Below are 25,276 nucleotides of genomic sequence, written 5' to 3' on the forward strand. Positions count from 1 at the left end.
GAGGCCCCGGGAGCGGGATCGCTTCCGGGGCCTCATCGCGCCTTCTCCCGGCCTCGCCCGGCTCATGGGCCTGGCCTGGCTCACGGCCTTGCTCGCCTCATGGCTCCGGTTCGCCGGACGGCTCCGCCGTTCTAGGTGGTCGCGGGGGCGGGGGCTCCCGCGGTGACCGTGAGGGTGTCGCTCGCCGCGTCGAGGTCCACCCTCACCTCGTCGCCGTCGCGGATCTCGCCGGCCAGCAGGGCGCGGGCCAGCTTGTCCCCGATCGCGGCCTGGACCAGGCGGCGCAGCGGGCGCGCGCCGTACACCGGGTCGTAGCCGGTCAGGGCCAGCCAGTCGCGGGCCGCCGGGGTGACCGTGAGGGCCAGGCGGCGGTCGCGCAGGCGCTTGGCCAGGCGGGCGACCTGGAGGTCCACGATCTGGGCCAGCTCCTCCGAACCCAGCGGCTCGAAGAGGATGACGTCGTCGAGGCGGTTGAGGAACTCGGGCTTGAAGGAGTTGCGCACGACGTTCATGACCGCCTCGCGCTTGGCGCCGTTCTCCATCGTCGGGTCGGCCAGGAACTGGCTGCCCAGGTTCGAGGTCAGGATCAGGATCGTGTTGCGGAAGTCCACCGTGCGGCCCTGGCCGTCGGTGAGGCGGCCGTCGTCGAGGACCTGGAGCAGGATGTCGAAGACCTCGGCGTGGGCCTTCTCGACCTCGTCCAGCAGCACCACGGAGTACGGCCGGCGGCGGACGGCCTCGGTGAGCTGGCCGCCCTCCTCGTAGCCGACGTAACCGGGCGGGGCGCCGACCAGGCGGGCGACGCTGTGCTTCTCGGAGTACTCGCTCATGTCGATGCGGATCATCGCCCGCTCGTCGTCGAACAGGAACTCCGCCAGCGCCTTGCCCAGCTCGGTCTTGCCGACGCCGGTGGGGCCGAGGAAGAGGAACGAGCCGGTCGGCCGGTCGGGGTCGGAGACGCCCGCGCGGGCCCGCCGTACGGCGTCGGACACGGCCTGGACCGCGTCGCGCTGGCCGATCAGGCGGCGGCCGATCTCGTCCTCCATGCGCAGGAGCTTGGCCGTCTCGCCCTCCAGCAGGCGCCCGGCCGGGATGCCGGTCCAGGACGAGATCACCTCGGCGATGTCGTCGGGGCCGACCTCCTCCTTGACCATGGCGTCCGAGGCCTGCTGCTCGGCGTTGGCGGTGGCCTCCCGAAGCTGCTGCTCCAGCGCCGGCACCTCGCCGTACATCAGCTTGGACGCGCCCTCGAAGTCGCCGTCGCGCTGCCTGCGCTCGGCCTCCGAGCGCACCTCGTCGAGCTGCTTCTTCAGCTCGCCGACGCGGTTGAGACCCGCCTTCTCGCGCTCCCAGCGGGCGACCAGGGCGTTCAGCTCCTCCTGGCGGTCGGCCAGGTCCTTGCGCAGCTTCTCCAGCCGCTCGACGCTGGCCGGGTCGTCCTCGCGGGACAGGGCCAGCTCCTCCATCTTCATCCGGTCCACCGCGCGCTGCCGCTCGTCGATCTCCACCGGGCGGGAGTCGATCTCCATGCGGAGCCGTGACATGGCCTCGTCCACCAGGTCGATGGCCTTGTCCGGGAGGAACCGGGCGGTGATGTAGCGGTCGGACAGCGACGCCGCCGCGACCAGGGCGGCGTCCGCGATCTGCACCTGGTGGTGGGCCTCGTAGCGGCCCTTCAGCCCGCGCAGGATCGCGATCGTGTCCTCGACGCTCGGCTCGCCGACCAGGACCTGCTGGAAGCGGCGCTCCAGGGCGGGGTCCTTCTCGATGCGCTCGCGGTACTCGTCGAGCGTGGTCGCGCCGATCATGCGCAGCTCGCCGCGGGCCAGCATGGGCTTGAGCATGTTGCCCGCGTCCATCGCGCCCTCGGCCGCGCCCGCGCCGACCATCGTGTGCAGCTCGTCGATGAACGTGATGATCTGGCCGTTGCTCTCCTTGATCTCGTTGAGCACGGCCTTGAGGCGCTCCTCGAACTCGCCGCGGTACTTCGCGCCCGCGACCATCGCGCCCAGGTCCAGGCCCACGAGCCGCTTGTTCTTCAGGCTCTCGGGCACGTCGCCGGCCACGATGCGCTGCGCCAGGCCCTCGACCACGGCGGTCTTGCCCACGCCGGGCTCGCCGATCAGGACCGGGTTGTTCTTGGTGCGCCGGGACAGCACCTGCACGACGCGCCGGATCTCGGTGTCGCGGCCGATCACCGGGTCGAGCTTGCCGCTGCGGGCCGCCTCGGTGAGGTCGACGCCGTACTTCTCCAGCGCCTTGTAGGTGTCCTCGGGCGTCTCGCTGGTCACCCGGGCGTGCCCGCGGACCTGCTCGAACGCCTCCAGCAGCGCCGCCGGGGTCGCCCCCTGCGCCTTGAGCAGGTCCGCGACCGGCCCGCCGTCGGCGGCCAGCCCGACCAGCAGGTGCTCGGTCGAGACGTACTCGTCCTCAAGCTGCCGGGCCCGCTGCCCGGCGGTGTTCAGCACGGTCAGCAACTGGCGCGAGCTCGACGGCGCGCTCACGGTGGACCCCTGCGCCTTGGGCAGGGCGGCCAGCGCGCGCTCGTTCTCGGCCTTCAACGCCTTCCAGTCGGCGCCCACGGCCTGGAGCAGGGGTACGGCGGTGCCGCCGGTCTGGGTGAGAAGGGTGGAAAGCAGGTGAGCCGGCAGCACCTCGGGGTTGCCTTCGGCGGCGGCCCGCCGTACGGCGCCCGACAGCGCCTCCTGGCTCTTCTGCGTCAACTTGTAGTCGGTGCTCATCTATTCGCTCCCCTCGTGGGCGGCGCCGCGTGAGACCGGGGTCCCGAGCTCACGCGGGGGGCAGCTCGTGCCTGATCAGCGCCTTGATCATGGTGAGCTCGGCGCGGGTGTGCGCCAGCTCCGAACGCAGCGTCATGACCTCGTTCTCCAGCTCCAGGATCCGCTTGATGCCGGCGAGGTTGATGCCCTCCTCCTGGGAGAGGCGCTGCACCTCGCGCAGCAGCACGATGTCGCGGGCGGAGTAGAGGCGGCCTCGCCCGGCCGTGCGGCCGGGGGAGACCAGGCCGAGCCGGTCATATTGTCGAAGCGTCTGCGGGTGCAGCCCGGAGAGCTGCGCCGCGACGGATATCACGTAAACGGGCGTGTCGTCGGAGAAGAATGTGGCGTCCATGGGTCAGTCACCCCCAGCCTCATGGAGCAGCCCGGCGCGCAGGTCGGGACCTTCGGTCGCGCGCTGGAACTCCACGAGGGCCTCGCGAGCCTTGTCGTCGATCTTCTGCGGCACGGCCACCTCGACGGTGACCAGCAGGTCGCCCTTGGTGCCGTCCTTGCGCTGGACCCCGCGCCCGCGCACCCGGAAGGTGCGGCCGTTGGGCGTGCCCGCGGGGACGCGCAGCGTGACCGGCTGGCCGTGCAGGGTGGGCACCTTGATCTCGGCGCCCAGGGTGGCCTCGGGGAACGTGACGGGCACGGTCAGCGTGAGGTTGTCGCCCATGCGGCCGAAGACGCGGTGCGGCTTGACGTGGATCTGGACGTAGAGGTCGCCCGCGGGGCCGCCCTGCTCGCCCGGCGCGCCCTTGCCCTTGAGGCGGATGCGCTGGCCGTCCGCCACTCCGGCCGGGATGCGGGCCTGGAGCGTGCGGGTGCTCTTGCCCCGCCCGCTGCCCTCGCACTCGGGGCACGGGTCGTCCACCAGCAGGCCCCGGCCGCGGCACTCGCGGCACGGCTCCGAGAAGGCGAAGTTGCCCAGGTTGCGGCTCGCCTGGCCGGTGCCCTCGCAGGTCGGGCAGACCCGGGGCGTGGTGCCGGCCTTCGCGCCCGTGCCCGAGCAGTAGGGACAGGGGGCGCTGCTGGTCAGCCGCAGCGGGACGGTGGTGCCGGTGGCGGCCTCGTCGAAGGTGAGCGTCACCTCGGTCTCGATGTCGGCGCCGCGCCGCGGCCGGGTGGTCGTGCGACCGCCGCCGCGGTTGAACAGGCCGCCGAAGATGTCGCCGAGGCCGGGCCCGCCGGGGCCGGTGGTCGTGCCGCTCTGCGCGCCGCCGAACAGGTCGCCCAGGTCGAACGGGAATCCGCCGCCGCCCCCGGGCGTGGTGCGGAAGCCGCCACCGCCGCCGAAGAGGGTGCGCGCCTCGTCGTACTCCTTGCGCCGCTTGGTGTCGGAGAGCACGGAGTAGGCCTCGGAGACCTCCTTGAAGCGCTTGTCGTCGCCGCCTCCGGCGTCGGGGTGGTGCTGGCGGGCGAGTTTGCGGTAAGCCTTCTTGATCTCGTCCTGAGTGGCGTTCTTGGACACACCAAGGACGGCGTAGTAGTCCTTCTCCAGGTAATCCTTGGTGCTCATCGTCCTCTGTCTCGCTTCTCCGGTTCCGGGGGGCTCGTCGCTGTCGCCTCGCATGACCGGCGCCGGGGCCGCCGCCTGACCTGGTGATACCCCGATCGGGGCGGGTCAGGGGCCGGGCTCCGCCGTACGTCCGGGGACGTGCCGGCGCCGGCCGGTCCTCTTCTTCTGTCTGGTCCGGCCGCGGGGCCTCGGCTGAGCCCTCGGGCCGGACGGGACGTCCGCGCGGTCCGGGCGGACCGGACCGCGTCGGGCGTCAGTCCTCGCCTGCGTCCTCCGCGGACTCGGCGGCCGGCGTCTCACCGGACGGCTCGGCCACCGCCACCCGGGCCGGGCGGAGGACGCGCTCGCCCACCCGGTAGCCGGGCTGGAGGATCTCCACGCAGGCCGGCTCGGTGACGTCGGCGGAGTAGCTGTGCATCAGGGCCTCGTGGATCATCGGGTCGAAGGGCTCGCCCTTCTCGCCGAAGCGCTCCAGCCCCAGCTTGCCGACCGCGCTCTCCAGCGCCTCGGCGACCTTGGCGAACCCGCCGGTGACCTCACCGTGGTCGCGGGCCCGGCCGATGTCGTCGAGCACCGGGAGCAGGGACGTCAGCACGTTGGCCAGCGCCTGCTCGCGTACGGCGACGCGGTCGCGCTCGACGCGCTTCCGGTAGTTGGAGTATTCGGCCTGGAGACGCTGGAGGTCCGCGGTGCGCTCCGCGAGCTGGGCCTCGGCGGACCCGGCGGCGGGGGCCGCCTGCTCGGCGGAGCCCGCCTCCGGGGCCTCCGGGGCTTCCGGGGCCGGCTCGTCGGCCGGCCCCTTGGCGGTCTCGCGGACCTCGCCCGTCTCGGGGTCGATGCGCCGGTTGTCCCGGATCACCGGCCCCTCCTCGCGCTCGTGGTCCTGGTTGGTGCTGCTCACGCGGCACCGCCCTCCCGCTTCGGCGTCTCGTCGTCCACGATCTCGGCGTCGACGACCTCGTCGTCCTTGGTGTCCTGCTGGGCGCCCGCGCCGGGAGCCGCGCCCTCGGCGCCGGCCGCCGGGCCGGACTGGGCGTAGATCGCCTGGCCCATCTTCTGGCTGACCTGCGCGAGCTGCTCGGCGGCGGTGCGGATGGCGGCCGTGTCGGTGCCCTCCAGCGCCTTCTTCAGCTCGGCGAGGGAGCCCTCGACCTCGGTCTTGACCTCGGCCGGGACCTTGTCCTCGTTCTCGCGGAGGAACTTCTCCGTCTGGTAGGCCAGGGCGTCCGCGTTGTTGCGGGTCTCGGCCTCCTCGCGACGGCGCTTGTCCTCCTCGGCGTAGGACTCGGCCTCGCGCATCATGCGCTCGATGTCCTCCTTCGGCAGCGCGGAGCCGCCGGTGATGGTCATCGACTGCTGCTTGCCGGTGCCGAGGTCCTTGGCGCTGACGTTCACGATGCCGTTGGCGTCGATGTCGAACGCGACCTCGATCTGCGGCACGCCGCGCGGGGCCGGCGCGATGCCGGTGAGCTCGAACGTGGCCAGCTTCTTGTTGGCCGCGGCGATCTCACGCTCGCCCTGGAAGACCTGGATCTGCACCGACGGCTGGTTGTCCTCGGCCGTGGTGAAGACCTCCGAGCGCTTGGTCGGGATCGTGGTGTTGCGCTCGATGATCTTGGTGAAGATGCCGCCCTTGGTCTCGATGCCCAGCGACAGCGGGGTCACGTCGAGCAGGAGGACGTCCTTCACCTCGCCCTTGAGGACACCGGCCTGGAGCGCGGCGCCGATGGCCACGACCTCGTCCGGGTTCACGCCCTTGTTGGGCTCCTTGCCGCCGGTCAGCTCGCGGACGAGCTCGGCGACGGCGGGCATGCGGGTCGAGCCGCCGACGAGCACCACGTGGGCGATGTCGTTGACGCTGATCCCGGCGTCCTTGATGACCTGGTGGAACGGGCCCTTGCAGCGGTCGAGCAGGTCCGAGGTCATCTTCTGGAACTCGGCCCGGGTGAGCTTCTCGTCCAGGTGGAGCGGGCCCTCGGAGGACGCCGTGATGTAGGGGAGGTTGATCGAGGTCTCGCTGGAGGAGGACAGCTCGATCTTGGCCTTCTCGGCGGCCTCGCGGAGCCGCTGGAGCGCCATCTTGTCCTTGGACAGGTCGACGCCGTGGGCGTTCTTGAAGTTGTTGACCAGCCAGTCGACGACGCGCTGGTCCCAGTCGTCGCCGCCCAGGTGGTTGTCACCGCTGGTGGCCTTCACCTCGACGAAGCCGTGGCCGTCCTCCTGGCCGACGTCGAGCAGGGACACGTCGAAGGTGCCGCCGCCGAGGTCGAAGACCAGGATGGTCTGGTCCTTGTCCTTGTCCAGGCCGTAGGCCAGGGCCGCGGAGGTGGGCTCGTTGATGATGCGGAGGACGTTGAGGCCCGCGATCGTGCCGGCCTCCTTGGTGGCCTGGCGCTGGGCGTCGTTGAAGTAGGCCGGGACGGTGATGACCGCGTCGGTGATCTTCTCGCCCAGGTAGGCCTCGGCGTCCTGCTTGAGCTTCTGGAGCACGAAGGCGCTGATCTGCTGCGGGCTGAACTTCTTGCCGTCGATCTCGACGGACCAGTTCGTGCCCATCTCCCGCTTGACGGAGCGGATGGTCCGGTCGACGTTGGTCACGGCCTGGCGCTTGGCCACCTCGCCGACCAGCACCTCGCCGTTCTTCGCGAAGGCGACCACGGACGGGGTGGTCCGGGAGCCCTGCGCGTTGGCGATGACGGTGGGCTCACCGCCTTCGAGGATCGAGACGACGGAGTTGGTCGTCCCCAGGTCGATACCTACCGCACGTGCCATGAGTACGTCCTTGTAGTCAAAGTTGAGTCGGTTCGACGCAAGTCTGCGTCATCGGTCTCGGGCCTGTCAAATGACTTGAGCCTACCCGACTCAACCTTGCGGGCACGCGGGATATTCCGCCTGGGGACGTCCCTATCCGCTGTCTCCTCCGCCTGCCATTCCCGGTATGCCGGGCGCTATCCCAAGTTCGCCCCGCCGCTGAGGGCGGGGCGTCCTGGGCCGTCAGCCGGCGCTCGTCACTTGGCGCCGTCGACGACCTTGCGGCCTTCGAGCATGTCCTTCAGTTCGACGGTCGTCTGCTTCGTCACGGCCATCTCGACGCACGCGACGTTCTGCTGCGCCTGGTCCTGCCCCTCGAACAGGGTGACCGTGACGCTCTTGGCCGTCTCCTTCACCTCGACGCGGTCCAGCGTGTGACAGGGCTCCACGCCGGACTCCCAGACGATGCGCAGCGACTGCCCGCCCAGCATCGGCTCGGCCGACTTGAACTTCACCGGCTTGGGGTTCAACGTGTTGCCCTTGGGCAGCGTGGGCTTGGCGTCGATGACGTACTTCCCGCCGGCCGCGTCCGTCGGGATGCCGCCCACCGGCGATTCGCTCGCGGTGGCCCGCGGAATGGCGACGGTCTCCCGAGGCGTCGGCGAGGCGGTGGGAGACGCCGACGGGGACACGGCCGCCTGGTCTCCGCTCTGCCCTCCACCGCACGCGGCGAGAGTGAGGGCGAGCCCGAGGACGGCCGGGATGAACAGTGCTTTCTCAGTACGACGTCGCATGCCCCCTTTGACGCAGACGACCCCGAGGTCGTTCCCTCCGCGCCCCTGACCGGCGCGGACTCCCCCGGAACGCCTCCGGGTTCCGGCCCGCGCCCACCTTCCTCCCAGCCCCCGTTCAGCCGGGCCGCGCCCGCGCATGCCGTACGGCCGGCGCGCCCCCCGGGCCCGTGCCAAGCGTCCACCCCGCCCATGCCGTACGGGGGCCGGTACGGCGAAACGCCCGCCCGCTCATGCCGTACGGCGGAGCGGGCGGGCGCGGGGACGCGCGGTGTCCGGACTCGCGAGGCGGAGGCGCGGTGTGGGCGTCCGGACGGGCGGCCGGGATCCGCGGCTTACGCGTTGCGCGGTTGTGCGGGGGACGTGCGGAGGCTCCGGCGGTGCTGCGTGGGGGCGCGGGTCAGCGGCCGGACTCGACGGGGAGGCCGGCGCCCACCCAGTCCTCGATGCCCTCGCGGTACGCCCGGACGTTGGTGTAGCCGAGGGCGATGAGGCGGTTCTGGACGGCCTTGCTGTTGCCGCAGGCCGGGTTGGAGCAGTAAGTGGCGATCGCGGCGTCCTTGTCGGGGAGGAGGGTGGGCGCGAGCGCGTCCACGTCCGCCTCCACCAAGGCGATCGCGCCGGGGAGGTGCTGCTGCTCGTAGTAGGAGCCGCCGAGGGCGTCCACCACGGTGATCTCGCCCGCGTCGATCGCCTTCTTGAGCTCGTCGCGGCTGATGAGAGTGGTCACTGGACCTCCTGGGAGTAACCGGACTATAGTCCGTATCGCTATGGAGGAACATAACGGACCACAGTCCGCTTCGTCAACGCGGGAGCTCCGCCTGCTCGCCCACGGCGCCCCGCCGCCCGAGCGGGCCGACGCCGCCCGCAACCGCCGGCGCATCCTCGACGCCGCCGCCCGGCTGTTCGCCGAGCACGGCGTGGACGAGGTGTCGATGGACGCCGTCGCCAGGGCCGCCGAGGTCGGGAAGGGGACGCTGTTCCGCCGCTTCGGGGACCGCGCGGGCCTCGCCGCCGCCCTCCTCGACGAGCGCGAACGCGAACTCCAGGCCGCGATCCTGAGCGGCCCGCCGCCCCTGGGCCCCGGGGCCCCCGCGGACGCGCGGTTGCGCGCCTTCGTGTCCGCGTACCTGCGGTACCTGCTCGGGCACCTCGATCTGGTGCACACGTCGGAGACCGCCTCGCCGGGGGCGCGCTACCGCATCGGCGCGTACCGCTTCTGGCACCGCCACGTCCAGCTCCTGCTGGCCGAGGCCCGCTCCGCCGGCGCGCCGGGCGCGAGCCGTACGGAAGGGGACGCGAGCCGTGCGGAAGGGGAGGGCGACGGCGCGCGGGGTGCGGGGTTCGACGCGCACGCGCTGCTGGCCTCGCTGGGAGCCGAGCACGTGCGGGCGATGCTCGCCGAGACCACCCCCGAACGACTGGAGAGCGACCTGTTGTCCCTGGTGGAACGCATGATTTGACAAAGTGGCGAGGGCCACGCGGCATGCCGGTATGTTCCGTAGCTACCGCTCGGTAGTATCGGTCGCGACACGAGGAGGAACCTCGTGTACACGTGGATGACCGGCGGTCGTACGCTGGCAGCCAACGCCGCACCCGGGAGAGGACCCCCGTGACCGTTGTAATGATCATCGGGCTCGTCGCGACCGTGATCGCCCTGGCGATCGCCGGCCGTCGCGCCTTCTGGTTGTACAAACTGGCCACCAGCGGCCAGCCGGCTCCGGATCGCATCGAGTACGCCAAGAAGAACATCGGCGCCGAGATCAAGGCCCAGCTCACCGAGGTCTTCGGGCAGAAGAAGCTGCTGAAGTGGACCGGCCCGGGCGTCGCCCACTTCTTCGTCATGTGGGCGTTCTTCATCCTGCTGACCGTCTACCTCGAGGCGTACGGCATCCTGATCTCGCGGGACCCCAAGTGGCACATCCCGCTCGTCGGGACCTGGGGCGTGCTCGGGTTCCTCCAGGACTTCATCGCGGTCGCCGCGCTGCTCGGCCTCGCCGCGTTCACGGTCATCCGCATCAAGAACTCCCCCAAGACCCAGGGCCGCAAGTCCCGCTTCTCCGGCTCCCACCTGGGCGGCGCGTGGCTGATCCTGTTCATGATCTTCAACGTGCTCTGGACGATGTTCCTGTTCCGGGGCGCGGCCGTGGCCACCGGCAACTTCCCGTACGGCTGGGCCGCCTTCGGCTCCCACGCGGTCGGCGAGCTGCTCAAGCCGCTCGGCCACGGGACGAACGAGATCATCGAGCACGTCGGCCTGCTGCTGCACATCGGCGTGATGCTCGCCTTCTCGGTCATCGTCGTCTACAGCAAGCACCTGCACATCTTCCTGGCCCCCCTCAACGTGGCCTTCGGCCGCCGCCCGAACGGCCTGGGCGCCGCGCCCCAGATGATGAGCAACGGCAAGCCGCTGGACTTCGAGGAGGCCGACCCGGACGAGGACCTCTTCGGCCGCGGCAAGATCGAGGACTTCACCTGGAAGGGCTTCCTCGACTTCTCCACCTGCACCGAGTGCGGCCGCTGCCAGTCGCAGTGCCCCGCGTGGAACACCGACAAGCCGCTCTCGCCGAAGATGCTCATCCTCGACCTGCGCGACCACGCGTTCGCGAAGGCGCCGTACCTCCTGGCCAGTGAGGAGGAGCGCGAGAAGCTCCCGGAGAACGTGCTGGCCGAGGTCAACAAGCCGCTCGTCGGCGAGGACGGCGTCATCCACCCGGACGTCCTCTGGTCCTGCACCAACTGCGGCGCGTGCGTCGAGCAGTGCCCGGTGGACATCGAGCACATCGATCACATCCTGGACATGCGGCGCTACCAGGTCATGATCGAGTCGAGCTTCCCGTCCGAGGCGGGCGTGATGCTCAAGAACCTGGAGAACCGCGGCAACCCCTGGGGCCTGCCCGAGGACAAGCGCGCCGAGTGGATCGAGGAGCTCGACTTCGAGGTCCCGATCATCGACGAGAAGGCCCCCGAGGACATGGAGTACCTCTTCTGGGTCGGCTGCGCCGGCGCGCTGGAGGACCGGGCCAAGAAGACCACCAAGGCCATCGCGGAGCTGCTGCACATCGCGGGCGTGAAGTTCGGCGTGCTCGGCCCGATGGAGGCGTGCTCCGGCGATCCGGCCCGCCGCCTGGGCATGGAGTTCGTCTACAACATGCTCGCCCAGCAGAACATCGAGACGCTGAACGACGCGGGCGTCAAGAAGATCGTGGCGAGCTGCCCGCACTGCTTCAACACGCTGGCCAACGAGTACCCCGACCTGGGCGGGAAGTACGAGGTCATCCACCACAGCCAGCTCCTGGCCAAGCTCGTGGACGAGGGCAGGCTCACCCCGGTCACCCCGATCGAGGAGAACATCACCTACCACGACCCGTGCTTCCTCGGCCGCCACAACAAGGTCTACACGCCGCCCCGGGCGATCATGGACAAGGTGCCCGGCGTCAAGACCCAGGAGATGCACCGCCACAAGGAGCGGGGCTTCTGCTGCGGCGCCGGCGGCGCGCGCATGTGGATGGAGGAGCGCATCGGCAAGCGCATCAACACCGAGCGCGTGGACGAGGCGCTGACCACCAACCCCGACACCGTCTCCACCGCCTGCCCGTTCTGCCTGGTGATGCTGGGCGACGCCATCAACGAGAAGAAGAACGCCGGCGAGGCCAAGGAGACCCTGGAGGTCGTGGACGTGGCCCAGCTCCTGATCCGCTCGGTCAAGGGCGAGCAGGTCAAGGAGAGCGCCGAGGCCTGATCCCGCACGTCCCCGCCCGCCCTCGCGCGATCCGCGCGGGGGCGGGTTTCTCATGATCCGGGCCTGTCGGTGTTCTTCTCCACATAACGGGAAAATCACGATAGCCTGAACGTTGAGAGATCGCGGTACGGGGAGATGGGGGGGCCGTCCTTGCGCGCCGTCGTGACGAAAGCCGAGGTCGGACCCGCCGACGTGCTCTCGCTCGACCTGCGCGCGCCCGCCCCGGTGCCCGAGGGCAGCACGCTCGTGCTCCGCCACCGCCGGCAAGGGGACGACCGCGCGGCTCCGCTGCCCTCCGCCAGCGCCGAGGTCGAGCTCCACCCGCTCGCGCTGCGCCCCGGCCTGTGGGACGCCTACCTGCGCGCCGGCGAGGACGAGACCAAGATCCGCAGCGTGGACCCCGGGTTCTCCCTCGACGCCCTCGACGTCTACGCCCTCCGGCCGCGCGAGATCAGCTTCCTCGCCTACCGCACGCAGGGCGGCCATCTGGCCCTTCGCGTGCGCGAGGCCACCCCCGCCGTGGACGTCCGGGCCGTGTGGCTGCGCGAGGGCCGCTTCGAGGTCACCGGCCTGCTCGTCTTCACCGGCCTGACCCCCGGCGCGGTACGGCGCGACGCCGCGTTGCTGCTGGACGCCAAGGAGGTCCCGGCGACCGTGGAGGGCGTGCGGTTCCACGCGGCCGTGTCGCTCGTGGACCTGATCGAGCACGCGCTGCGGGGGGACCTCCCGCTCTCACTCCGCGTCGAGGACCTGCCCGGCGACCTGCGGCTGGGCGCGCGCCTCGACGACGTGCCGGGGAAGCGGAGGCGGCTGCGGTATCCGCCGGCCGTCGTGGACGGGGTGCCGCTGCGGTTCTTCTACGACGAACGCGAGGAACTGTGGATCGGCGCGGAACGGGGAGCCGGGTGAGGATCTCCCTGCTCATCACCACCGCGTACGGCATGGGCGGCACGATCAGGACCACGCTCACGCTGGCGTCCTACCTCGCGCGCGAGCACGAGGTCGAGGTCGTGAGCGTCAACCGGCACCGCGACAAGGAGTTCTTCCCGGTCGATCCGAAGGTCCGGATGCGCTGGCTCGTGGACACGCGGGAGGGCGCCAGGGCCGGTCCGCTCGCGCGGGCGCTGGCCGGGCGGTCCAGCCTGCTGTTCCCCCGCGGCGACCGCGGCCGCGGGGCCTACACCCTGCGCTCGGACGCGGCGCTGTGGCGGTATCTCCGCACGCTCGGGTCCGACGTCCTGATCACCACGCGGCCCGGGCTCAACCTGCTCGCCGCCCGCCACGCGCCCCGGCGGGTGACCCGGATCGGGATGGAGCACCTCCACTTCGGGGCGCACCGGCCGGCCCTGCACCAGGCGATGCTGCGCACGTATCCGCGGCTGGACGCGCTGGTCGTGCTCACCGAGGCCGACCGCGCGGACTACGCCAAGGCCCTCCCCCGGGGGCCGGCCGTCCACCGCATTCCCAACGCGCTGGTCATGGCCGACCTGCCCCGCTCCCGCATGGACAACCGGGTGATCGCCGCCGCCGGGCGCTTCGTGGCCGTCAAGTCCTATGACCGGCTGATCCGCGCGTTCGGGCAGGTCGTCGCGGCGTTCCCGGACTGGCGGCTGCGGTTGTACGGCTCGGGCCCGGAGGAGGAGGCGCTGCGGAGGCTGGTCCATGAGCTGGACCTGCACAACCACGTGCTGTTCATGGGCCGCACGGCGGACGTCGAGGGGGAGTTCGCCAAGGCCTCGCTGGTGGCGCTGACCTCGCGGTTCGAGGGGTTCGGGATGACCGTGGCCGAGGCGTTCGGCTGCGGCGTGCCGGTGATCAGCTTCGACTGCCCCCGGGGGCCGCGTGAGATCGTCCAGTCCGGGCACAACGGCGTGCTCGTGCCGTCCGACGGCGACGACGACGGGGTGCCCGCCTACGCCGCCGCGCTCCGCCGCCTCATGGAGGACGGCGAACTCCGCCGCAAGCTCGCCGCCAACGCCCTGGTCTCGGCCGCCGACTACGACATCGAGCGGATCGGCCCCCGCTGGGACGCGCTCCTCGCCGGCTCCCGCGTCCCCGCCTGAGCGCCCCCGCGCGGCGCGCCCGTCCGCCCCCGGCCGCCTTCGCGCCCGCCGTACGGCGTGAGCCCCGGGCGTCCGCCGTACGGGATGAGGGCGGGCAGGCCCGCCGTACGGCTCGCGGACGGCGGGGCGTGATGATGGGCGGTCCATACCCTGAGCGGGTAGCGTGAGGGCATGCACGGATACAGCGGGGACAAGCAGGCGTACATCGCCCGGCTGCGGCGGATCGAGGGGCAGGTCCGCGGGCTCCAGCGCATGGTCGAAGAGGACGTTTACTGCATCGACATCCTGACCCAGGTCTCCGCCGTGACCAGGGCGCTACAGTCGTGCGCGCTGGGACTGCTGGAGGACCACATCGGGCACTGCGTGGCCGACGCGGTCAACTCCGGCGGCCCGAACGCGGACGAGAAGGTCAAGGAGGCCTCCGCGGCCATCGCCAGGCTCGTCCGCTCCTGACCGCGGACCGAGACCTAGGACGAGCGAATGACCGAGCTTGTGTACGCCGTGCCCGAGATCAGTTGCGGGCACTGCGTGGCGGCGATCAGCGGGGAGGTCGGCAAGGTGCCCGGCGTCTCCTCGGTGGACGTGGACGTGGACGCCAAGCGGGTGACCGTGCGGGGCGAGGACCTGGACGACGGCCTGGTGCGCGCGGCGATCGACGAGGCGGGATACGGCGTCGCCTGAGGTCGCCGGGGCACCTGAATAACCGGGGGTTTCCCCCGGGCGCATTTCCCGGTGATTCGCCGGGCGGAGAGAATGGCGGGAACCGGGTCCGGGGCTAGCGCTGACTAGCCCCGGACTAGTCATCTGGTCATTAATGACCCGCCGACGACCGCAGACCGAGCGCCTGGTCCAGCTCCTCCAAGGTCAGCGGCCGCTCACTGATCGCGACGGCGCTGAGAACCTCGGCGTAGAGCGAGATCTCCTCCAGTGCGACACGGTCGTGGACGCGCGAGTCGAGGTCCTGGTGTCCCACCGCGTCGTCCTCTCCTTCCGCAACCCACACCCACGTTCGAGGTTACGTCGGCGAGGGCATAGCCGACATGGCCCATCGGGACCATTCGAGATGACCCTCGGAAGGGGTTTCCCCCATTTCGAGATCACAATTCAGTGAAAGCGCGAGCCTGACACAGAAAAGATCGCTAGTTGTCAAAGAGATCGTGTGGGCTTGACGTGGCGTTCAGATCTTTGTCGGGCTCTTGGGTCAATTGATGAATGAGGCCGCAGGGCGTGGGGAACCCGGTGGCCGGCACGCTCGCGCCCGTCAGCCGGCACCAGGCCAGGTCGGCGGCGTATCCCGCGCCCAGCACGCCCGCGGCCACCCCGGCGTCCGGGGGCCGCACCCACGCGGGCAGCCCGTCCTCGGACGGCCAGTACCCCCGCAGCGGATGCCGCGGCTGCCGTACGACCTCGTTGAGCACCGGGGCCAGCTCGGGGTCCAGCCACATCGCGATCTGCCCGGCCAGGTCGGGGCGGGTCGCCGCGACGTCGGCGGCGACGAGCGTGGCGGCGATCACCCGCGGCTCGACGCCCCCCGGGCGGTCCGCGTCGACGTACGCCAGGGAGCGGGCGAAGTCGTAGAGCGTGTGCCGGAAGTGCTCGCCCGGCGCGGTCTCGGCCAGCGTCGCCGGGGCCAGGTGCGGCGGGCATCGCGCCAGCCACGCGTGCGCCACCGCCGCGTCCCCGTGCGGGATCCACGCGTAGTCCAGGTCGGGCCGCGCGAGCACCGGCCCGGCCATCGCCAGCAGCGCCTCCGCCCGCGGCCCGAACCTGGGGTCGGCGCGCAGCGTCGCCGCGGTCTCGGTCACCAGGGAGACCAGCCTCAGCCCGGTCTCGGTGCGGCCGGCGCGCACCCGCTCGGCGTACAGCGCGACGAGCGTGGCCAGGGGGAACGGCGGCAGCCAGCGCACCCACTCGTCGCCGGGCAGCGGCTTGTCGAGGAACTCGCCGAACATCGACAGCAGCACCTCGTTGCCGTCGAACACCGGTGAGTACGAGCACCACATGATCGTCGCCCAGATCGCGGCGACCGAGCTGGGCGTGCCGGGGGCGAAGATCGGCCAGGAGAGCGGCCGGTCGTCGTGCTCGTCGCGGGCGTTCGCGACGAGGAGCGCGCGCACGCGGTCGGTGAGCGGGCCGGGCACGTCCGGGCCGACGAACCCGAGGTGGGAGCCCCGGTCGTAGGCGAAGTCCGGGCCGGTGGGGACGATCAGCATCGGGATCTGCGGGATCCGCCGCCGCGCCGGGCCCGCCGAGGCCCGTGTCGCGGCCGAGGCCGGGGGCGGGCAGAGGTACCAGCCGCCGTCGTACGGGTGGCAGCGGTACCACCGCGCCAGCGCGCCGAACAGCCACAGGCTCCCGTCGGGCAGGGCGAGGACGCGCTGCTCCACGGCCCGCCGCCGCATCTCCGGAGGCGCTCCGGGCCACCACGGCGCCGCGACCATCGCGTGCGTGTCGCTCTCCGCCGTGGTGAACGGGTCGAAGCCACCCCAAACCACCACGTCATCGTACGGCTACCGCCCGCCGCCCCGAACGCCCTCGCGCACCCCGTCCCGGAGGCGACGATCGGGGAGCGCGGGGACGGGTCGCGGGAGGGGATGGGCGGGGCCGGAGAGGGGGCCGGAGGAGGGCGGGGTGGGGCGTAGCGGGCGTTTGGCGGCATAGGGGATGGGGGATGATGGGGCAGGTCGGGCTTGGGGCGAGGGGGGTGCTTACGTGCCCGACTTTTCCCTCAAGCAGTGCCGCGTTCCGGTTGCGGATGAAGATGGATGGCACGAGAGTCGTCATCGACGTGTCGAACGCTCCTTCTACCCCCCAGGCAGAACCATATGAACAACCAGCCAGAGACCCTTTCCGACCTGATGCGCGAGGACTCCTTCGAGGTCGTCATGCGCGGCTACAGCCGTCGTCAGGTCGATGACTACATCATGCGAACCCGCAACCAGATCCGCGAGCTCGAAGAGCGGCTGGCGCGCACGATCGAGCAGGCCGAGCAGCGCGGGCGGGAGCTGACCGAGACCCGCAAGCGGCTCGCCGAGGCCCCGCAGGACTACGACGAGCTCGGCCAGCGGCTGAGTCAGATACTGAAGCTCGGCGAGGAGGAGGCCGCGGCCAAACGCGAGGCCGCCGAGGCCGAGGTGGCCAAGCTGCGCGACGAGGCGAACTCCCACGCCGAGCACCTGGTGGCGGCCGCCCGCGAGCAGGCCGACAAGATCCTGATGGCCGCGCAGAAGGAGGCCGAGCGCCGGGTCGCCGAGGCCACCGACGCGGCCGAGCGGATGCTCGCGCAGGCCGGGACCGAGGCCGAGGAGGCCGTGAGCGCCGCCCGCCGCGAGGCGGACGAGACGCTGGGCAACGCCCGCGCGGAGGCCGAGTCCACGCTGCGCAACGCCCGCACGAAGGCCGAGAACGCCCTGAACGCCGCCGAGCAGCGCGCCGCCGCGCTGGACGAGACCGTGGGGCGGCGGGTGACCGCGCTGACCGAGACGCACAACGACGCGATGGGGCGGCTCGCGGAGATCAGCTCGCTGCTGTCGAGCATGCTGGAGCGCGAGCGCGCCGCCGGGCCGCTGAGGCTGGACTACGAGGAGCGGCGGCCGATCGCCCCGCCGGCGCCTCCCTCGGGCGGTCCGGCGCCGCTGCCGCCGGTGTCGCAGCCGGGCGCGATCGCCGCGCCGATGGGGACTCCCCCGGCCGCCATCCCGGTGCCCCGCCCCGGAGCGGACGACCAGGACGGGCCCGGTGGCCGGCCGGAGCGTGACCCCGCGGGCGGCCGTCCCGAGGGCTCGGGAGCCGAGGGCCGCGGCGACGCCCGTACGGAGGGTCCCGGCGGTCCGGGCGGTCCGGGCGGTCCCGGTCGCCCAGGCGGTCCCGGTGGCCCCGGTGGCCCCGGTGGCCCCGGTGGCCCCGGTGGCCCCGGTGGCCCCGGTGCCCAGGGCGGTCCAGGCGGTGTCGGCGGTCCTGGCGGTGTCGGCGGCCCGGGTGCCCAGGGCGGTGCGGGCGGTCCTGGCGGCCCGGGCGCGGGCGAGCGGGCGGACGCCGAGGCGAACGGCGCGCCGAACGAGCCGCTGGACGCGGGCGACCACGACGGCTCGCCGCACGACCGTCCGCTGCACGACGTGTCCTCCACCGTGGTGGTCACCCCGATCGTGGACGAACCCCACCAGAAGTGAGTCGCCTCCCATAGGGGGAGGGGCAGGACCGAGTGTGGAGAAAAGCCGCCTCCGGCCTTCTCCGCACTCGATCGTGCCCGTTCACCACGCCCTGCGGATGATCTCCGGTGCGAACACCGGGCTCGTCGCGCCCTCGGGAACGGCGGTCAGCGGCTCGGCGATCTCCTCGACCGCCGGGCCGTGCCGTTCCGCGACCGGCCGCAGCGCCGCCAGGTCGAAGCCGTAGACCGCGGCCGCGTTCCCGGCGAACATGGCGCGGTTCTCCGCCGGGTCCACGTCCGCGTACGACCGGCGCAGGGCCTCCCGGGAGTACGGATGAGTCCCCTCGTCGTGCGGGTAGTCGCTGCCCCACATGATCTTGTCGACGCCGATCCGGTGCCGTAGCGGCGTCTCGTTGGGCTTCATGAACGTCGCCCCGACCCAGCAGTTGCGCGCGAAGTACTCCGACGGCGTGAGCGACAGCCGCTCCGCCGCCGGCCCGCCGAACTTGGCCTCCGCCGTGGACGGGTCGCCGCGATAGCGCGCGTAGAAGTAGTCGAGGGTGTCGAGCACGCCGGGGATCCAGTCCGCGCCCTGCTCGCTGAGCACGAACCGCAGCCGCGGATGCCGTTCGAACACGCCACCGAAGATCAGGTGCCACAGGGCGCGGTGGGAGTACCACGCGACCTCGACGATGAACACCGCCAGGGCCGCGGGGTCCGGCTCCAGCCCCGGCGCGCCCGACCCGCCGTGGTGGTTGACCGGCACGTCGTACTCCTCGCACGCCGCCCAGATCGGCTCGTAGACCGGGGAGTGCAGCGCCGGGACGGGAGCGCCCGGCGGGACCCCGGGCACGAGGACGCCGCCGGTCAGCCCCGCCTCGCGCACCCGCCGGATCTCGTCTGCCGCGTCCTCGGGCACGTTGAGCATGATCTGCGCGACCCCGGCCCGGCGCCCGGGCGCCCGCGCGCAGAAGTCCGCGAGCCAGCGGTTGTGCGCCCGCAACCCGGCCCACCGCAGCTCATAGTCCGCCTGGGACGGCGGCCCGGCGGTCAGCGAGCCCGAGGGGAAGAACGGCGGCACGGTGTTGGGGTAGACCACCTCCGCCACGATCCCGTCGGCCGCCAGCTCGGCGAGGCGCCGGTCGCTGTCCCAGTTCCGCGCCGCGTCCTCGGCCGCGAGATCCGCGAACGGGTTCACGTACGCCCTGGCCCAGGCGTCGAACTCGTCCAGGTACTTCTTCTCCAGGTACGGCCGGTAGTCCAGCAGGTCCGCCCCGGCGTGACAGTCCGCCGAGATCACCGTGTACCGCTCACTCATCGCGTCCCTCCTCCGTCACGGCCGCCGTTGTCCACAGGCGGGGCGTTGTCCACAGAACCCGGTTCGGCGCGGAGGGCGCGGGCCGCCCGGGGACATCGTGGAGGTCCCTCATCCCGGAGGTGTCCCATGTCCCCTCTCCTCCCGCCTCTCCGGTACGGCGTGCCGCCCCGTCTTCCGCGCGGCGCCGGGTCCGCGTCCCGCCTCTCGCGCGACGCCGGGTCCAGGCTCCGTCTTCCGCGTGATGCCGGGCCCGCGTCCCGCCTCTGGCGCGACGCGAGGTCCGGGTCCCGCATCCCGTTCGGCGCCGGGTCCCGGCCGCCGTGGATCCCCGGAGCATCACCGCCGCCGGGCCGCGCCCACGACGGCGGGCACGTCGGCGCCGGCGAGCCAGTGGCGCCCGGCCTCCCTCGCGGGTTTCCAGACGTCCGCGCCCTCCTCGGTCTGGCCGAGGTCCTCCGGCGTGGGGGCGATGCGCGCGGCGACGGGCTCCAGCTCCTCGCGCCGGAAGCCGTACACCCCGATGGCCGTCTCGCCGAGCATCAGGCGGGTCTCGGCGACGGGGATGTCCCCGAAGGCGTGCGCGAGCCAGGGCCTGGTGTGGGGCCAGGTGCCCTCGGGGTGGGGGAAGTCGTTGCCCCACATGAGGTTGCCGACGCCGATCTCGTAGCGGTGGGACAGCTCGCGGCGGCGCGGGGTGGAGGCGCCGATGAAGCAGTTGGAGTCGAAATACTCCGACGGCCGGCGCGTCAGGCCGAACGACCCGAGCTTGCGCGTGCCGTGCTCGCGGTCGTAGGCCACGTCCATCTGCCAGAGCAGGTTGCCCACCCACCAGGCGCCGCACTCGGTGACGGCGAACCTCAGCCGGGGGAACCTCTCGAAGACCCCCGACCAGATGAGGAACCACAGCGGCCGCGCCGACCACCACACCACCTCCGTCGTGTAGAGGCCGAGGTAGGTGCCCAGCTCCTGGCGCGGGGCCGCCCCCGAGTGCGTGTGCACGACGAGGTCCAGCTCCTCGCACACGCGCCACACGGGGTCGTACTCCCCGCTGTGGTACGGCGCGCGCCCCTCGCCCCACATCGACGGGATCATGATGCCGCCGCGCAGCCCGTCCTCGTGGGCCCGGCGGATCTCGGCGACCGCCGCCTCGACGTCCCCCGCGATGGGAGCCACGATCACCCCGCGACGCCGCGCGGGGGACGACCGGCACAGCTCGGCCAGCCAGCGGTTGTGGGCGCGGGCTCCGGCGAGCGCCAGTTCGGGGTCCAGGTCCGCGCCGACCATCCCCAGCCCCGCTCCGAACGGCGCCGCCGTGGTCGCCGACACCGCGTCCGCGTCCGGGAAGATCACCTCGGCGGCGACGCCGTCCTTGTCCAGCTCGTCGTCCCGCCGGGCGGCGTCCCAGCCCGCGCGCAGCTCCTCCTCGTGCTCCTCGAACCACTCCTCCGCGAACTCCTGGTTCTGGAGCCCCAGCCGCCGGCGCGCCTCGGCCGCCGCGTCGAGCCGCGCCAGGAACTCGTCGAACGCCGCGTGGTAGCGGCTCTCCAGGTAGCCGCGATACTCCGGCGTGGGCAGCCCCGCGTGGGTGTCCGCGGAGACGATGACGTAGGGGTCCATCAGTCACTCCTCACAGGGGCGGGGACAGGTAGCCCGGGTCGGACCGGGCGAGCATGCTCTCGGCCCGCGCCCGCACCGTCGCGTCGGTGCGCGGGGACTCGGGCAGGATCCAGAACCTCTCGTCCCGGATCGCGCGCACGACGTGGTCCGCGACCTCCTCCACCGGCGTGAACCGCGGCTCGATCCCGGCGGCGCGCATCGCCTCCTCGATCTCCTCGACGGAGCGCACGCGCCGGGGCGCCGCCCCGGCGAACTCCCGCGGCCGGTTCCGCTCCGCCGTCCAGATCCCGGTCCTGAGCATGTGCGGCCCGGGGAAGAGCACGGACGCGGTGACGCCGGTCCCGGCGAGCTGCCCGTACAGACACTCGGTCAGCGTGACGACGGCCGCCTTCGTCGTCGCGTAGACAGGCTGCCCAGGCAGGGGCGCGACCCCGCCGTTCCCCGAGGAGGTGTTGACGATGTGCCCCGGCTCGCCGGAGGCCAGCATGCGCGGGACGAACGCGTTGATCCCGTTGATCACCCCGCGCACGTTCACCGCCCAGGCCCACTCCCAGTCCCCGGGCTCGATCTCCCACATCGCGCCGCCGCCCGCGGGCCCGATCCCGGCGTTGTTGCAGAGCACGTGCACCGCCCCGAACCGCTCGTACGCCACGTCCGCGAGCCGCCGCACGGCCCCGGCGTCCGCCACGTCCGTCACCACGGCGGCCACGTCGCCCCCGGCCCCGACCCGTTCGAGGGGATTCCCGGAGGCGGGCGGAGCGGTGGTCCCGGCGAGCTCTCCGGCGGTCTCGGCCAGGGCCTTCTCCTCGACGTCGGCGAGCACGACCCGCATGCCCTCCGCGAGGAACCGCTCGCACATGGCCCGCCCGATCCCGCTCGCCGCGCCCGTGACCACGGCGACGCGGCCGGCGAGGTCACGCATCGAGGGCCTGCATCGGGTCGTCGTAGCGCTGGTGGACGTACGGCCTGAGCCAGTCCGCCGGCACGCGCCGCACGATCCGCCCGGACTGCGTCGTGGCGCGCTCGCCGAGGGTGATCTCGACGAGGCGGCGCACGGGCAGGTCGGCCACCGGGTCATACTCCGACTCGCGCAGGACGACCTCGCCCTCCACCCGGTGCAGCGCGCGCGTGCGCTCCTCGCGCAGGCAGTGGACGAGCGCGGGGTCGGCGTCGAAGCCGTCTCCGTCGGGGGCGGGCAGGAACTTGAAGTAGAAGTCCAGCTTGCCGCGCGGCTCCGGCACCGGCAGGTCTCCGGTGACCGTGCCCCGGATCTCCGCGAACGTGATCCCGTGCCGGGTGACGGTGCCGATCACGGCGTCGCCGTGCCGGTCGAGCCGCAGGTCGGCCAGCTTCTTGGGCTCGCCGTACACCTCCCGCCCGCCGATCAGCGCCCGTTCGGTGGACATCGGCATGACCAGCGGATAGTCGCCCTCCTCGGAGCCGTGCCGGGCGCGGACGGCGATCGAGCCCGCGCCCAGCTCGTGGCCGCCGGGCAGGTCCACGCGGCTGATCGTGGCGCGGACCAGCGGCCGGTCCGCGGGCTCCAGGGGCGGGGGGAGCACCTGAGCGACGGCGTCCGGGTCGGTCTCCCACACCGCGATCAGCCCGACCGACCAGATGCCGGGGATCTGGGCCTTGGCCTTGCGCGCGGCTTCGAGTTCCTCGGGCGTGCGGGGTCCGTAGCGGATTCGCATGGCGGCCTCCTGCGGCTAGGCTCTGTAACACCGTTACATTTCCGTCGCCGATTTCAAGGCCCAAAATGCCCCCATGGGAAGCCTGACCCGCGAGGCCGTCCTCGACGCCGCGATGGCCATCGTGGAGCGGCAGGGGCTCGAATCGCTGAGCATGCGCAAGCTCGCCGCCGACCTCGGGGTGGCCGTCACCGCCATCTACTGGCACGTGGGCAACCGCGAGGCCCTGGTGGCCCAGCTCGTGGACCGCGTCATGCGCGACCTCGGCGACATAGCCCCCGAGGGCCGCACCCCGGCCCGCCGCATCGTCTCCGTGGCCAGGTCCCTGCGCCGCCGGATCCACGAGCACCCGCACGTGATCGCCCTGGTCTACGAGCACGGCCGCACCGCCCTCATGATGCTCCCCGCCGAGCGGGCCCTGGCCCGCGAGGTCGCCGCCGCCGGGCTCACCGGCCGGCGCGCCGCCCACGTGGTCCGCGCGATCCTGCACCACGTCGTGGGTCACGTCCTCCTGGAGCGCGCCGTCCAGCAGAGCCCGCACCAGCACCCCACCGCCGCGGACCTGTGGCGCGACGCCGACGAGTTCGGCGTCGACCGCGCCCTGGCCCGGGAACTGGCCCGCCCCCCGGATCCCGACCACCTCTTCGACCTGGCCCTCCGGGCCCTGGTGGCCGGTCTCCTTCAGCCCCCGCCCCGCCGTACGGAAAGCCGATGATCGCCCACCTCCCTCTCGACGAGCAGCTCACCGCCCTCCGCCGCACCCTCCTCCGCAACGAGACCCTCACCCGCGTCCTGCGCCGCGCCGCCGAGCTGAACCTGCCCGGCTGGTACCTCACCAGCGGCTGCCTGGTGCAGACCGTCTGGAACGTCGTCACCGGCCGCCCTCCCGCCCAGGGCATCAAGGACTACGACCTGTTCTACTTCGACGCCGGGGACCCGTCCTGGGAGGCCGAGGACGCCGTGATCCGCAGGGGCCGCGACGCCTTCGCCGACCTCGGCGCCGAGGTCGAGATCCGCAACCAGGCCCGGGTCCACCTCTGGTACGAACAGCGCTTCGGCGTCCCCTGCCCGCCGCACGTCTCGACCGAGGCCGCCATCGACTCCTTCGCCGTCACCACCTGCTGCCTCGGTGTGCGCCTTTCGCCCGGTGACCACTGGCGCGTCTACGCGCCGCACGGCCTCTCGGACATCTTCAACCTGGTGGTGCGCCCGAACCCCGTCCTGGCCCCGGCCGAGGTCTACGCCGCCAAGGCCGCCCGCTGGCGCCGCGAATGGCCCTCCCTCACCATCCTCCCCTGGCCCTCCGCCCTCGACTCCGTCCCACCCCCATGACCCGCCACCGCCCGCGCTCCCGGCGGAGCCTGGGGGTGGTGTGGCTCGGGCCGTGGGTGGCTTCGGGGTGGAAGGGAGCGGGCGCGGGGGGCGCGTCGCTACGAAAGTGGCGGGGGGCTTGCGACGATCGGGGGATTCGCGCTGATGGGCCGGGTCCCTACGGTCGGTGTGTGACGGACAGGCCGTCACGTGACGGTTCGAGGAGGACGCTGTGTTCGCACGTCGATCGCTTGTGTTGAAGGCCGCCGCGGCGCTGAGCCTGGCTGGGGTCGGCGTGGCCGCGTCCGGTGGCGGGGCCTCGGCCGCGACGGAACGGCAGGAGGGGTTCCGGGTGGAGTTGCCGGCGCCCGGCGGGCCGTACCGCGTGGGGACGGTCGAGATGCACCTGGTCGATCAGGGGAGGCCCGACCCGTGGGTGGCGGGGCGGGACCGGGAGCTGATGGTCAGCGTGTGGTACCCGGCGCGGCCGGGCGGGGAGCGGGCCGCCCCCTACCTCTCGGCGGCGTCGGCGGGATATCTGGACAAGTTGACCACGGAGCGGCTGGGGGTGCCCGCGGGACGCGTGGATTACGCGGGCGTCAGGTCGCACGCCCGGGTGGGGGCCCCGGTGCTCGGCGGGGCGCGGCGCCCGGTGGTGATCTACTCGCCGGGTGGCGGGAACAGCCGCCAGTTGGGGACCATGCTGGTGGAGGACCTGGCCAGCCGGGGATACGTGGTGGTGACGGTGGACCACACCTACGAGGCGTCGGCGGTGGAGTTCCCCGGCGGGCGGGTCGCCGCGCAGTCGATCCCCCGGGGCGGGGACACCGTCGAGCGGGACCGCAAGATGATCGCGGCGCGGGTCGGGGACGTGCGGTTCGTGCTCGACCGGCTGGGTGACCTGGCCGCGGGGCGCAACCCCGACGCCGGGGGCCGCCGGCTGCCCGCGGGACTGGGACGGGCGCTCGACCTGACCAGGGTCGGGATGTTCGGGCACTCCGCGGGCGGGTTCACGGCGGGGGAGACGATGCTGGCGGACAAGCGCGTCGACGCCGGGGTCAACCTGGACGGGAGCCTGGCCTACGCCCTGTCGGACGGCGTCTACGGCGATGTCGCCCAGCGCGGGCTGGACCGGCCGTTCCTGCTCATGGGCGCCGGGACGGCCAGGCAGCAGCCGCACACGCACAAGTTCGCCCCGGACTGGAAGGCGCTCTGGGAGCGCTCGACCGGCTGGCGGCGCGACGTGTACATGGCCGCGGGAGAGCACTCCTCGTACACCGACTACCAGTCGATCCTCCCCCAGCTCCGGGATGAGTTCGGGATGCCGGACAAGGTGATCTCCGGTTTCGTCGGGACGGTGGACCCGGACCGGTCCGTGCGCACGCAGCGGGCCTACGTCGGCGGCTTCTTCGACCAGCACCTCCGGGGCCGCCCCCAGTCCCTGTTCGACCGGCCGTCCCCCCGCCACCCGGACGTCGAGCTCGTGCCCTGACCCCGCGCCGCCGTACGGCTCCGCGCCCCGCGCCCGGGGCCGTACGGCTTT

General features: G+C 72.5%; 23 protein-coding genes. 10 read left to right on the forward strand and 13 right to left on the reverse strand.

All coding sequences use genetic code 11. The features are described 5' to 3' along the window. Positions 1-131 precede the first annotated feature (131 nt). The 7 genes from clpB to D5H75_RS30200 all read right to left on the reverse strand — a co-directional run bounded on the left by clpB (position 132) and on the right by D5H75_RS30200 (position 8,571). A complete protein-coding gene (gene clpB / locus D5H75_RS30170) occupies positions 132-2,741 on the reverse strand; it encodes an ATP-dependent chaperone ClpB (RefSeq protein ID WP_119929976.1) in 2,610 nt (869 codons plus the stop codon). Positions 2,742-2,790: 49 nt separating this feature from the next. Further along, entirely contained in the window at positions 2,791-3,132 is a 342-nt protein-coding gene (locus D5H75_RS30175) for a heat shock protein transcriptional repressor HspR (RefSeq protein WP_119929977.1), read from the reverse strand. A gap of 3 nt (positions 3,133-3,135) precedes the next feature. Further along, the gene (gene dnaJ, locus D5H75_RS30180; RefSeq protein WP_119929978.1) at positions 3,136-4,299 is read right to left on the reverse strand and encodes a molecular chaperone DnaJ; all 1,164 of its coding nucleotides are present in this window, start codon (positions 4,297-4,299) and stop codon (positions 3,136-3,138) included. A gap of 253 nt (positions 4,300-4,552) precedes the next feature. Then, complete coding sequence (gene grpE, locus D5H75_RS30185; protein WP_242454617.1) at positions 4,553-5,200, reverse strand: nucleotide exchange factor GrpE; 648 nt, start codon at positions 5,198-5,200, stop codon at positions 4,553-4,555. Next, positions 5,197-7,071 (reverse strand): molecular chaperone DnaK, encoded by a 1,875-nt coding sequence (gene dnaK / locus D5H75_RS30190; protein WP_119929979.1) that lies wholly within the window; start codon positions 7,069-7,071, stop codon positions 5,197-5,199. The genes grpE and dnaK overlap by 4 nt, the downstream gene beginning before the upstream one ends. Before the next feature lie 236 nt (positions 7,072-7,307). After that, positions 7,308-7,658 (reverse strand): hypothetical protein, encoded by a 351-nt coding sequence (locus D5H75_RS30195; RefSeq protein ID WP_119929980.1) that lies wholly within the window; start codon positions 7,656-7,658, stop codon positions 7,308-7,310. 583 nt (positions 7,659-8,241) lie between these two features. Next, positions 8,242-8,571, reverse strand: a complete 330-nt coding sequence (locus tag D5H75_RS30200) for a rhodanese-like domain-containing protein (protein ID WP_119929981.1) — start codon at positions 8,569-8,571, stop codon at positions 8,242-8,244. A gap of 40 nt (positions 8,572-8,611) precedes the next feature. Between D5H75_RS30200 and D5H75_RS30205 the strand changes: the two genes are divergently transcribed. The 6 genes from D5H75_RS30205 (at position 8,612) to D5H75_RS30230 (ending at position 14,327) form a co-directional block, all read left to right on the forward strand. After that, the gene (locus D5H75_RS30205; protein ID WP_119929982.1) at positions 8,612-9,304 is read left to right on the forward strand and encodes a TetR/AcrR family transcriptional regulator; all 693 of its coding nucleotides are present in this window, start codon (positions 8,612-8,614) and stop codon (positions 9,302-9,304) included. A gap of 161 nt (positions 9,305-9,465) precedes the next feature. Further along, positions 9,466-11,583, forward strand: a complete 2,118-nt coding sequence (locus tag D5H75_RS30210) for a (Fe-S)-binding protein (RefSeq protein ID WP_119929983.1) — start codon at positions 9,466-9,468, stop codon at positions 11,581-11,583. Positions 11,584-11,745: 162 nt separating this feature from the next. Beyond that, entirely contained in the window at positions 11,746-12,492 is a 747-nt protein-coding gene (locus tag D5H75_RS30215) for a hypothetical protein (protein WP_242454618.1), read from the forward strand. Beyond that, complete coding sequence (locus D5H75_RS30220; RefSeq protein WP_119929985.1) at positions 12,489-13,646, forward strand: glycosyltransferase family 4 protein; 1,158 nt, start codon at positions 12,489-12,491, stop codon at positions 13,644-13,646. The genes D5H75_RS30215 and D5H75_RS30220 overlap by 4 nt, the downstream gene beginning before the upstream one ends. A 171-nt stretch (positions 13,647-13,817) precedes the next feature. Further along, a complete protein-coding gene (locus D5H75_RS30225; RefSeq protein WP_119929986.1) occupies positions 13,818-14,099 on the forward strand; it encodes a metal-sensitive transcriptional regulator in 282 nt (93 codons plus the stop codon). Between the two features lie 27 nt (positions 14,100-14,126). Continuing rightward, positions 14,127-14,327 carry a heavy-metal-associated domain-containing protein gene (locus D5H75_RS30230; protein WP_119929987.1) on the forward strand — a complete coding sequence of 67 codons (201 nt, stop codon included), beginning with the start codon at positions 14,127-14,129 and terminating at the stop codon, positions 14,325-14,327. 130 nt (positions 14,328-14,457) lie between these two features. On the opposite strand, the gene D5H75_RS42025 is transcribed toward D5H75_RS30230, so the two are convergent. Together D5H75_RS42025 and D5H75_RS30235 are read right to left on the reverse strand one after the other, a co-directional pair. Then, complete coding sequence (locus D5H75_RS42025) at positions 14,458-14,619, reverse strand: hypothetical protein (RefSeq protein WP_202638640.1); 162 nt, start codon at positions 14,617-14,619, stop codon at positions 14,458-14,460. Between the two features lie 166 nt (positions 14,620-14,785). After that, the gene (locus D5H75_RS30235; protein ID WP_147425313.1) at positions 14,786-16,141 is read right to left on the reverse strand and encodes a hypothetical protein; all 1,356 of its coding nucleotides are present in this window, start codon (positions 16,139-16,141) and stop codon (positions 14,786-14,788) included. Between the two features lie 330 nt (positions 16,142-16,471). Here D5H75_RS30235 and D5H75_RS42610 point away from each other — a divergent pair, with 330 nt between their 5' ends. Beyond that, complete coding sequence (locus tag D5H75_RS42610; protein ID WP_119929989.1) at positions 16,472-17,815, forward strand: coiled-coil domain-containing protein; 1,344 nt, start codon at positions 16,472-16,474, stop codon at positions 17,813-17,815. An 81-nt stretch (positions 17,816-17,896) separates the two neighbouring features. On the opposite strand, the gene D5H75_RS30245 is transcribed toward D5H75_RS42610, so the two are convergent. The 4 genes from D5H75_RS30245 to D5H75_RS30260 form a co-directional block, all read right to left on the reverse strand. After that, positions 17,897-19,114, reverse strand: a complete 1,218-nt coding sequence (locus D5H75_RS30245) for an amidohydrolase family protein (RefSeq protein WP_119929990.1) — start codon at positions 19,112-19,114, stop codon at positions 17,897-17,899. A 336-nt stretch (positions 19,115-19,450) separates the two neighbouring features. Continuing rightward, positions 19,451-20,731: an amidohydrolase family protein gene (locus tag D5H75_RS30250; RefSeq protein ID WP_119929991.1), complete on the reverse strand. Its 1,281-nt coding sequence runs from the start codon at positions 20,729-20,731 to the stop codon at positions 19,451-19,453. 10 nt (positions 20,732-20,741) lie between these two features. Next, positions 20,742-21,653, reverse strand: a complete 912-nt coding sequence (locus D5H75_RS30255; protein WP_119929992.1) for an SDR family NAD(P)-dependent oxidoreductase — start codon at positions 21,651-21,653, stop codon at positions 20,742-20,744. Beyond that, the gene (locus D5H75_RS30260) at positions 21,646-22,425 is read right to left on the reverse strand and encodes an acetoacetate decarboxylase family protein (protein WP_119929993.1); all 780 of its coding nucleotides are present in this window, start codon (positions 22,423-22,425) and stop codon (positions 21,646-21,648) included. Before D5H75_RS30260 ends, D5H75_RS30255 begins: the two co-directional genes overlap by 8 nt. 73 nt (positions 22,426-22,498) lie before the next feature. Between D5H75_RS30260 and D5H75_RS30265 the strand changes: the two genes are divergently transcribed. The 3 genes from D5H75_RS30265 to D5H75_RS30275 all read left to right on the forward strand — a co-directional run bounded on the left by D5H75_RS30265 (position 22,499) and on the right by D5H75_RS30275 (position 25,225). Further along, complete coding sequence (locus tag D5H75_RS30265; RefSeq protein WP_119929994.1) at positions 22,499-23,137, forward strand: TetR/AcrR family transcriptional regulator; 639 nt, start codon at positions 22,499-22,501, stop codon at positions 23,135-23,137. Beyond that, positions 23,134-23,754 carry a nucleotidyltransferase family protein gene (locus D5H75_RS30270; protein WP_119929995.1) on the forward strand — a complete coding sequence of 207 codons (621 nt, stop codon included), beginning with the start codon at positions 23,134-23,136 and terminating at the stop codon, positions 23,752-23,754. The genes D5H75_RS30265 and D5H75_RS30270 overlap by 4 nt, the downstream gene beginning before the upstream one ends. Positions 23,755-23,965: 211 nt before the next feature. Beyond that, positions 23,966-25,225, forward strand: coding sequence for an alpha/beta hydrolase family protein (locus D5H75_RS30275; protein ID WP_119929996.1), 1,260 nt, complete (start codon positions 23,966-23,968; stop codon positions 25,223-25,225). Positions 25,226-25,276: the final 51 nt, after the last annotated feature.

It is taken from the genome of Bailinhaonella thermotolerans (assembly GCF_003594875.1).
Classification (GTDB): domain Bacteria; phylum Actinomycetota; class Actinomycetes; order Streptosporangiales; family Streptosporangiaceae; genus Bailinhaonella; species Bailinhaonella thermotolerans.

What these genes read in the sequence shown, in the direction of transcription:
- clpB (WP_119929976.1), bottom strand. Translation starts at nt 2,741, where the DNA reads ATGAGCACCGACTACAAGTTGACGCAGAAGAGCCAGGAGGCGCTGTCG.
- D5H75_RS30255 (WP_119929992.1), bottom strand. Translation starts at nt 21,653, where the DNA reads ATGCGTGACCTCGCCGGCCGCGTCGCCGTGGTCACGGGCGCGGCGAGC.
- dnaJ (WP_119929978.1), bottom strand. Translation starts at nt 4,299, where the DNA reads ATGAGCACCAAGGATTACCTGGAGAAGGACTACTACGCCGTCCTTGGT.
- D5H75_RS30230 (WP_119929987.1), top strand. Translation starts at nt 14,127, where the DNA reads ATGACCGAGCTTGTGTACGCCGTGCCCGAGATCAGTTGCGGGCACTGC.
- D5H75_RS30245 (WP_119929990.1), bottom strand. Translation starts at nt 19,114, where the DNA reads ATGAGTGAGCGGTACACGGTGATCTCGGCGGACTGTCACGCCGGGGCG.
- D5H75_RS42610 (WP_119929989.1), top strand. Translation starts at nt 16,472, where the DNA reads ATGAACAACCAGCCAGAGACCCTTTCCGACCTGATGCGCGAGGACTCC.
- D5H75_RS30225 (WP_119929986.1), top strand. Translation starts at nt 13,818, where the DNA reads ATGCACGGATACAGCGGGGACAAGCAGGCGTACATCGCCCGGCTGCGG.
- D5H75_RS30210 (WP_119929983.1), top strand. Translation starts at nt 9,466, where the DNA reads ATGATCATCGGGCTCGTCGCGACCGTGATCGCCCTGGCGATCGCCGGC.
- D5H75_RS30205 (WP_119929982.1), top strand. Translation starts at nt 8,612, where the DNA reads ATGGAGGAACATAACGGACCACAGTCCGCTTCGTCAACGCGGGAGCTC.
- D5H75_RS30265 (WP_119929994.1), top strand. Translation starts at nt 22,499, where the DNA reads ATGGGAAGCCTGACCCGCGAGGCCGTCCTCGACGCCGCGATGGCCATC.
- dnaK (WP_119929979.1), bottom strand. Translation starts at nt 7,071, where the DNA reads ATGGCACGTGCGGTAGGTATCGACCTGGGGACGACCAACTCCGTCGTC.
- D5H75_RS30250 (WP_119929991.1), bottom strand. Translation starts at nt 20,731, where the DNA reads ATGGACCCCTACGTCATCGTCTCCGCGGACACCCACGCGGGGCTGCCC.
- D5H75_RS30260 (WP_119929993.1), bottom strand. Translation starts at nt 22,425, where the DNA reads ATGCGAATCCGCTACGGACCCCGCACGCCCGAGGAACTCGAAGCCGCG.
- D5H75_RS30175 (WP_119929977.1), bottom strand. Translation starts at nt 3,132, where the DNA reads ATGGACGCCACATTCTTCTCCGACGACACGCCCGTTTACGTGATATCC.
- D5H75_RS30270 (WP_119929995.1), top strand. Translation starts at nt 23,134, where the DNA reads ATGATCGCCCACCTCCCTCTCGACGAGCAGCTCACCGCCCTCCGCCGC.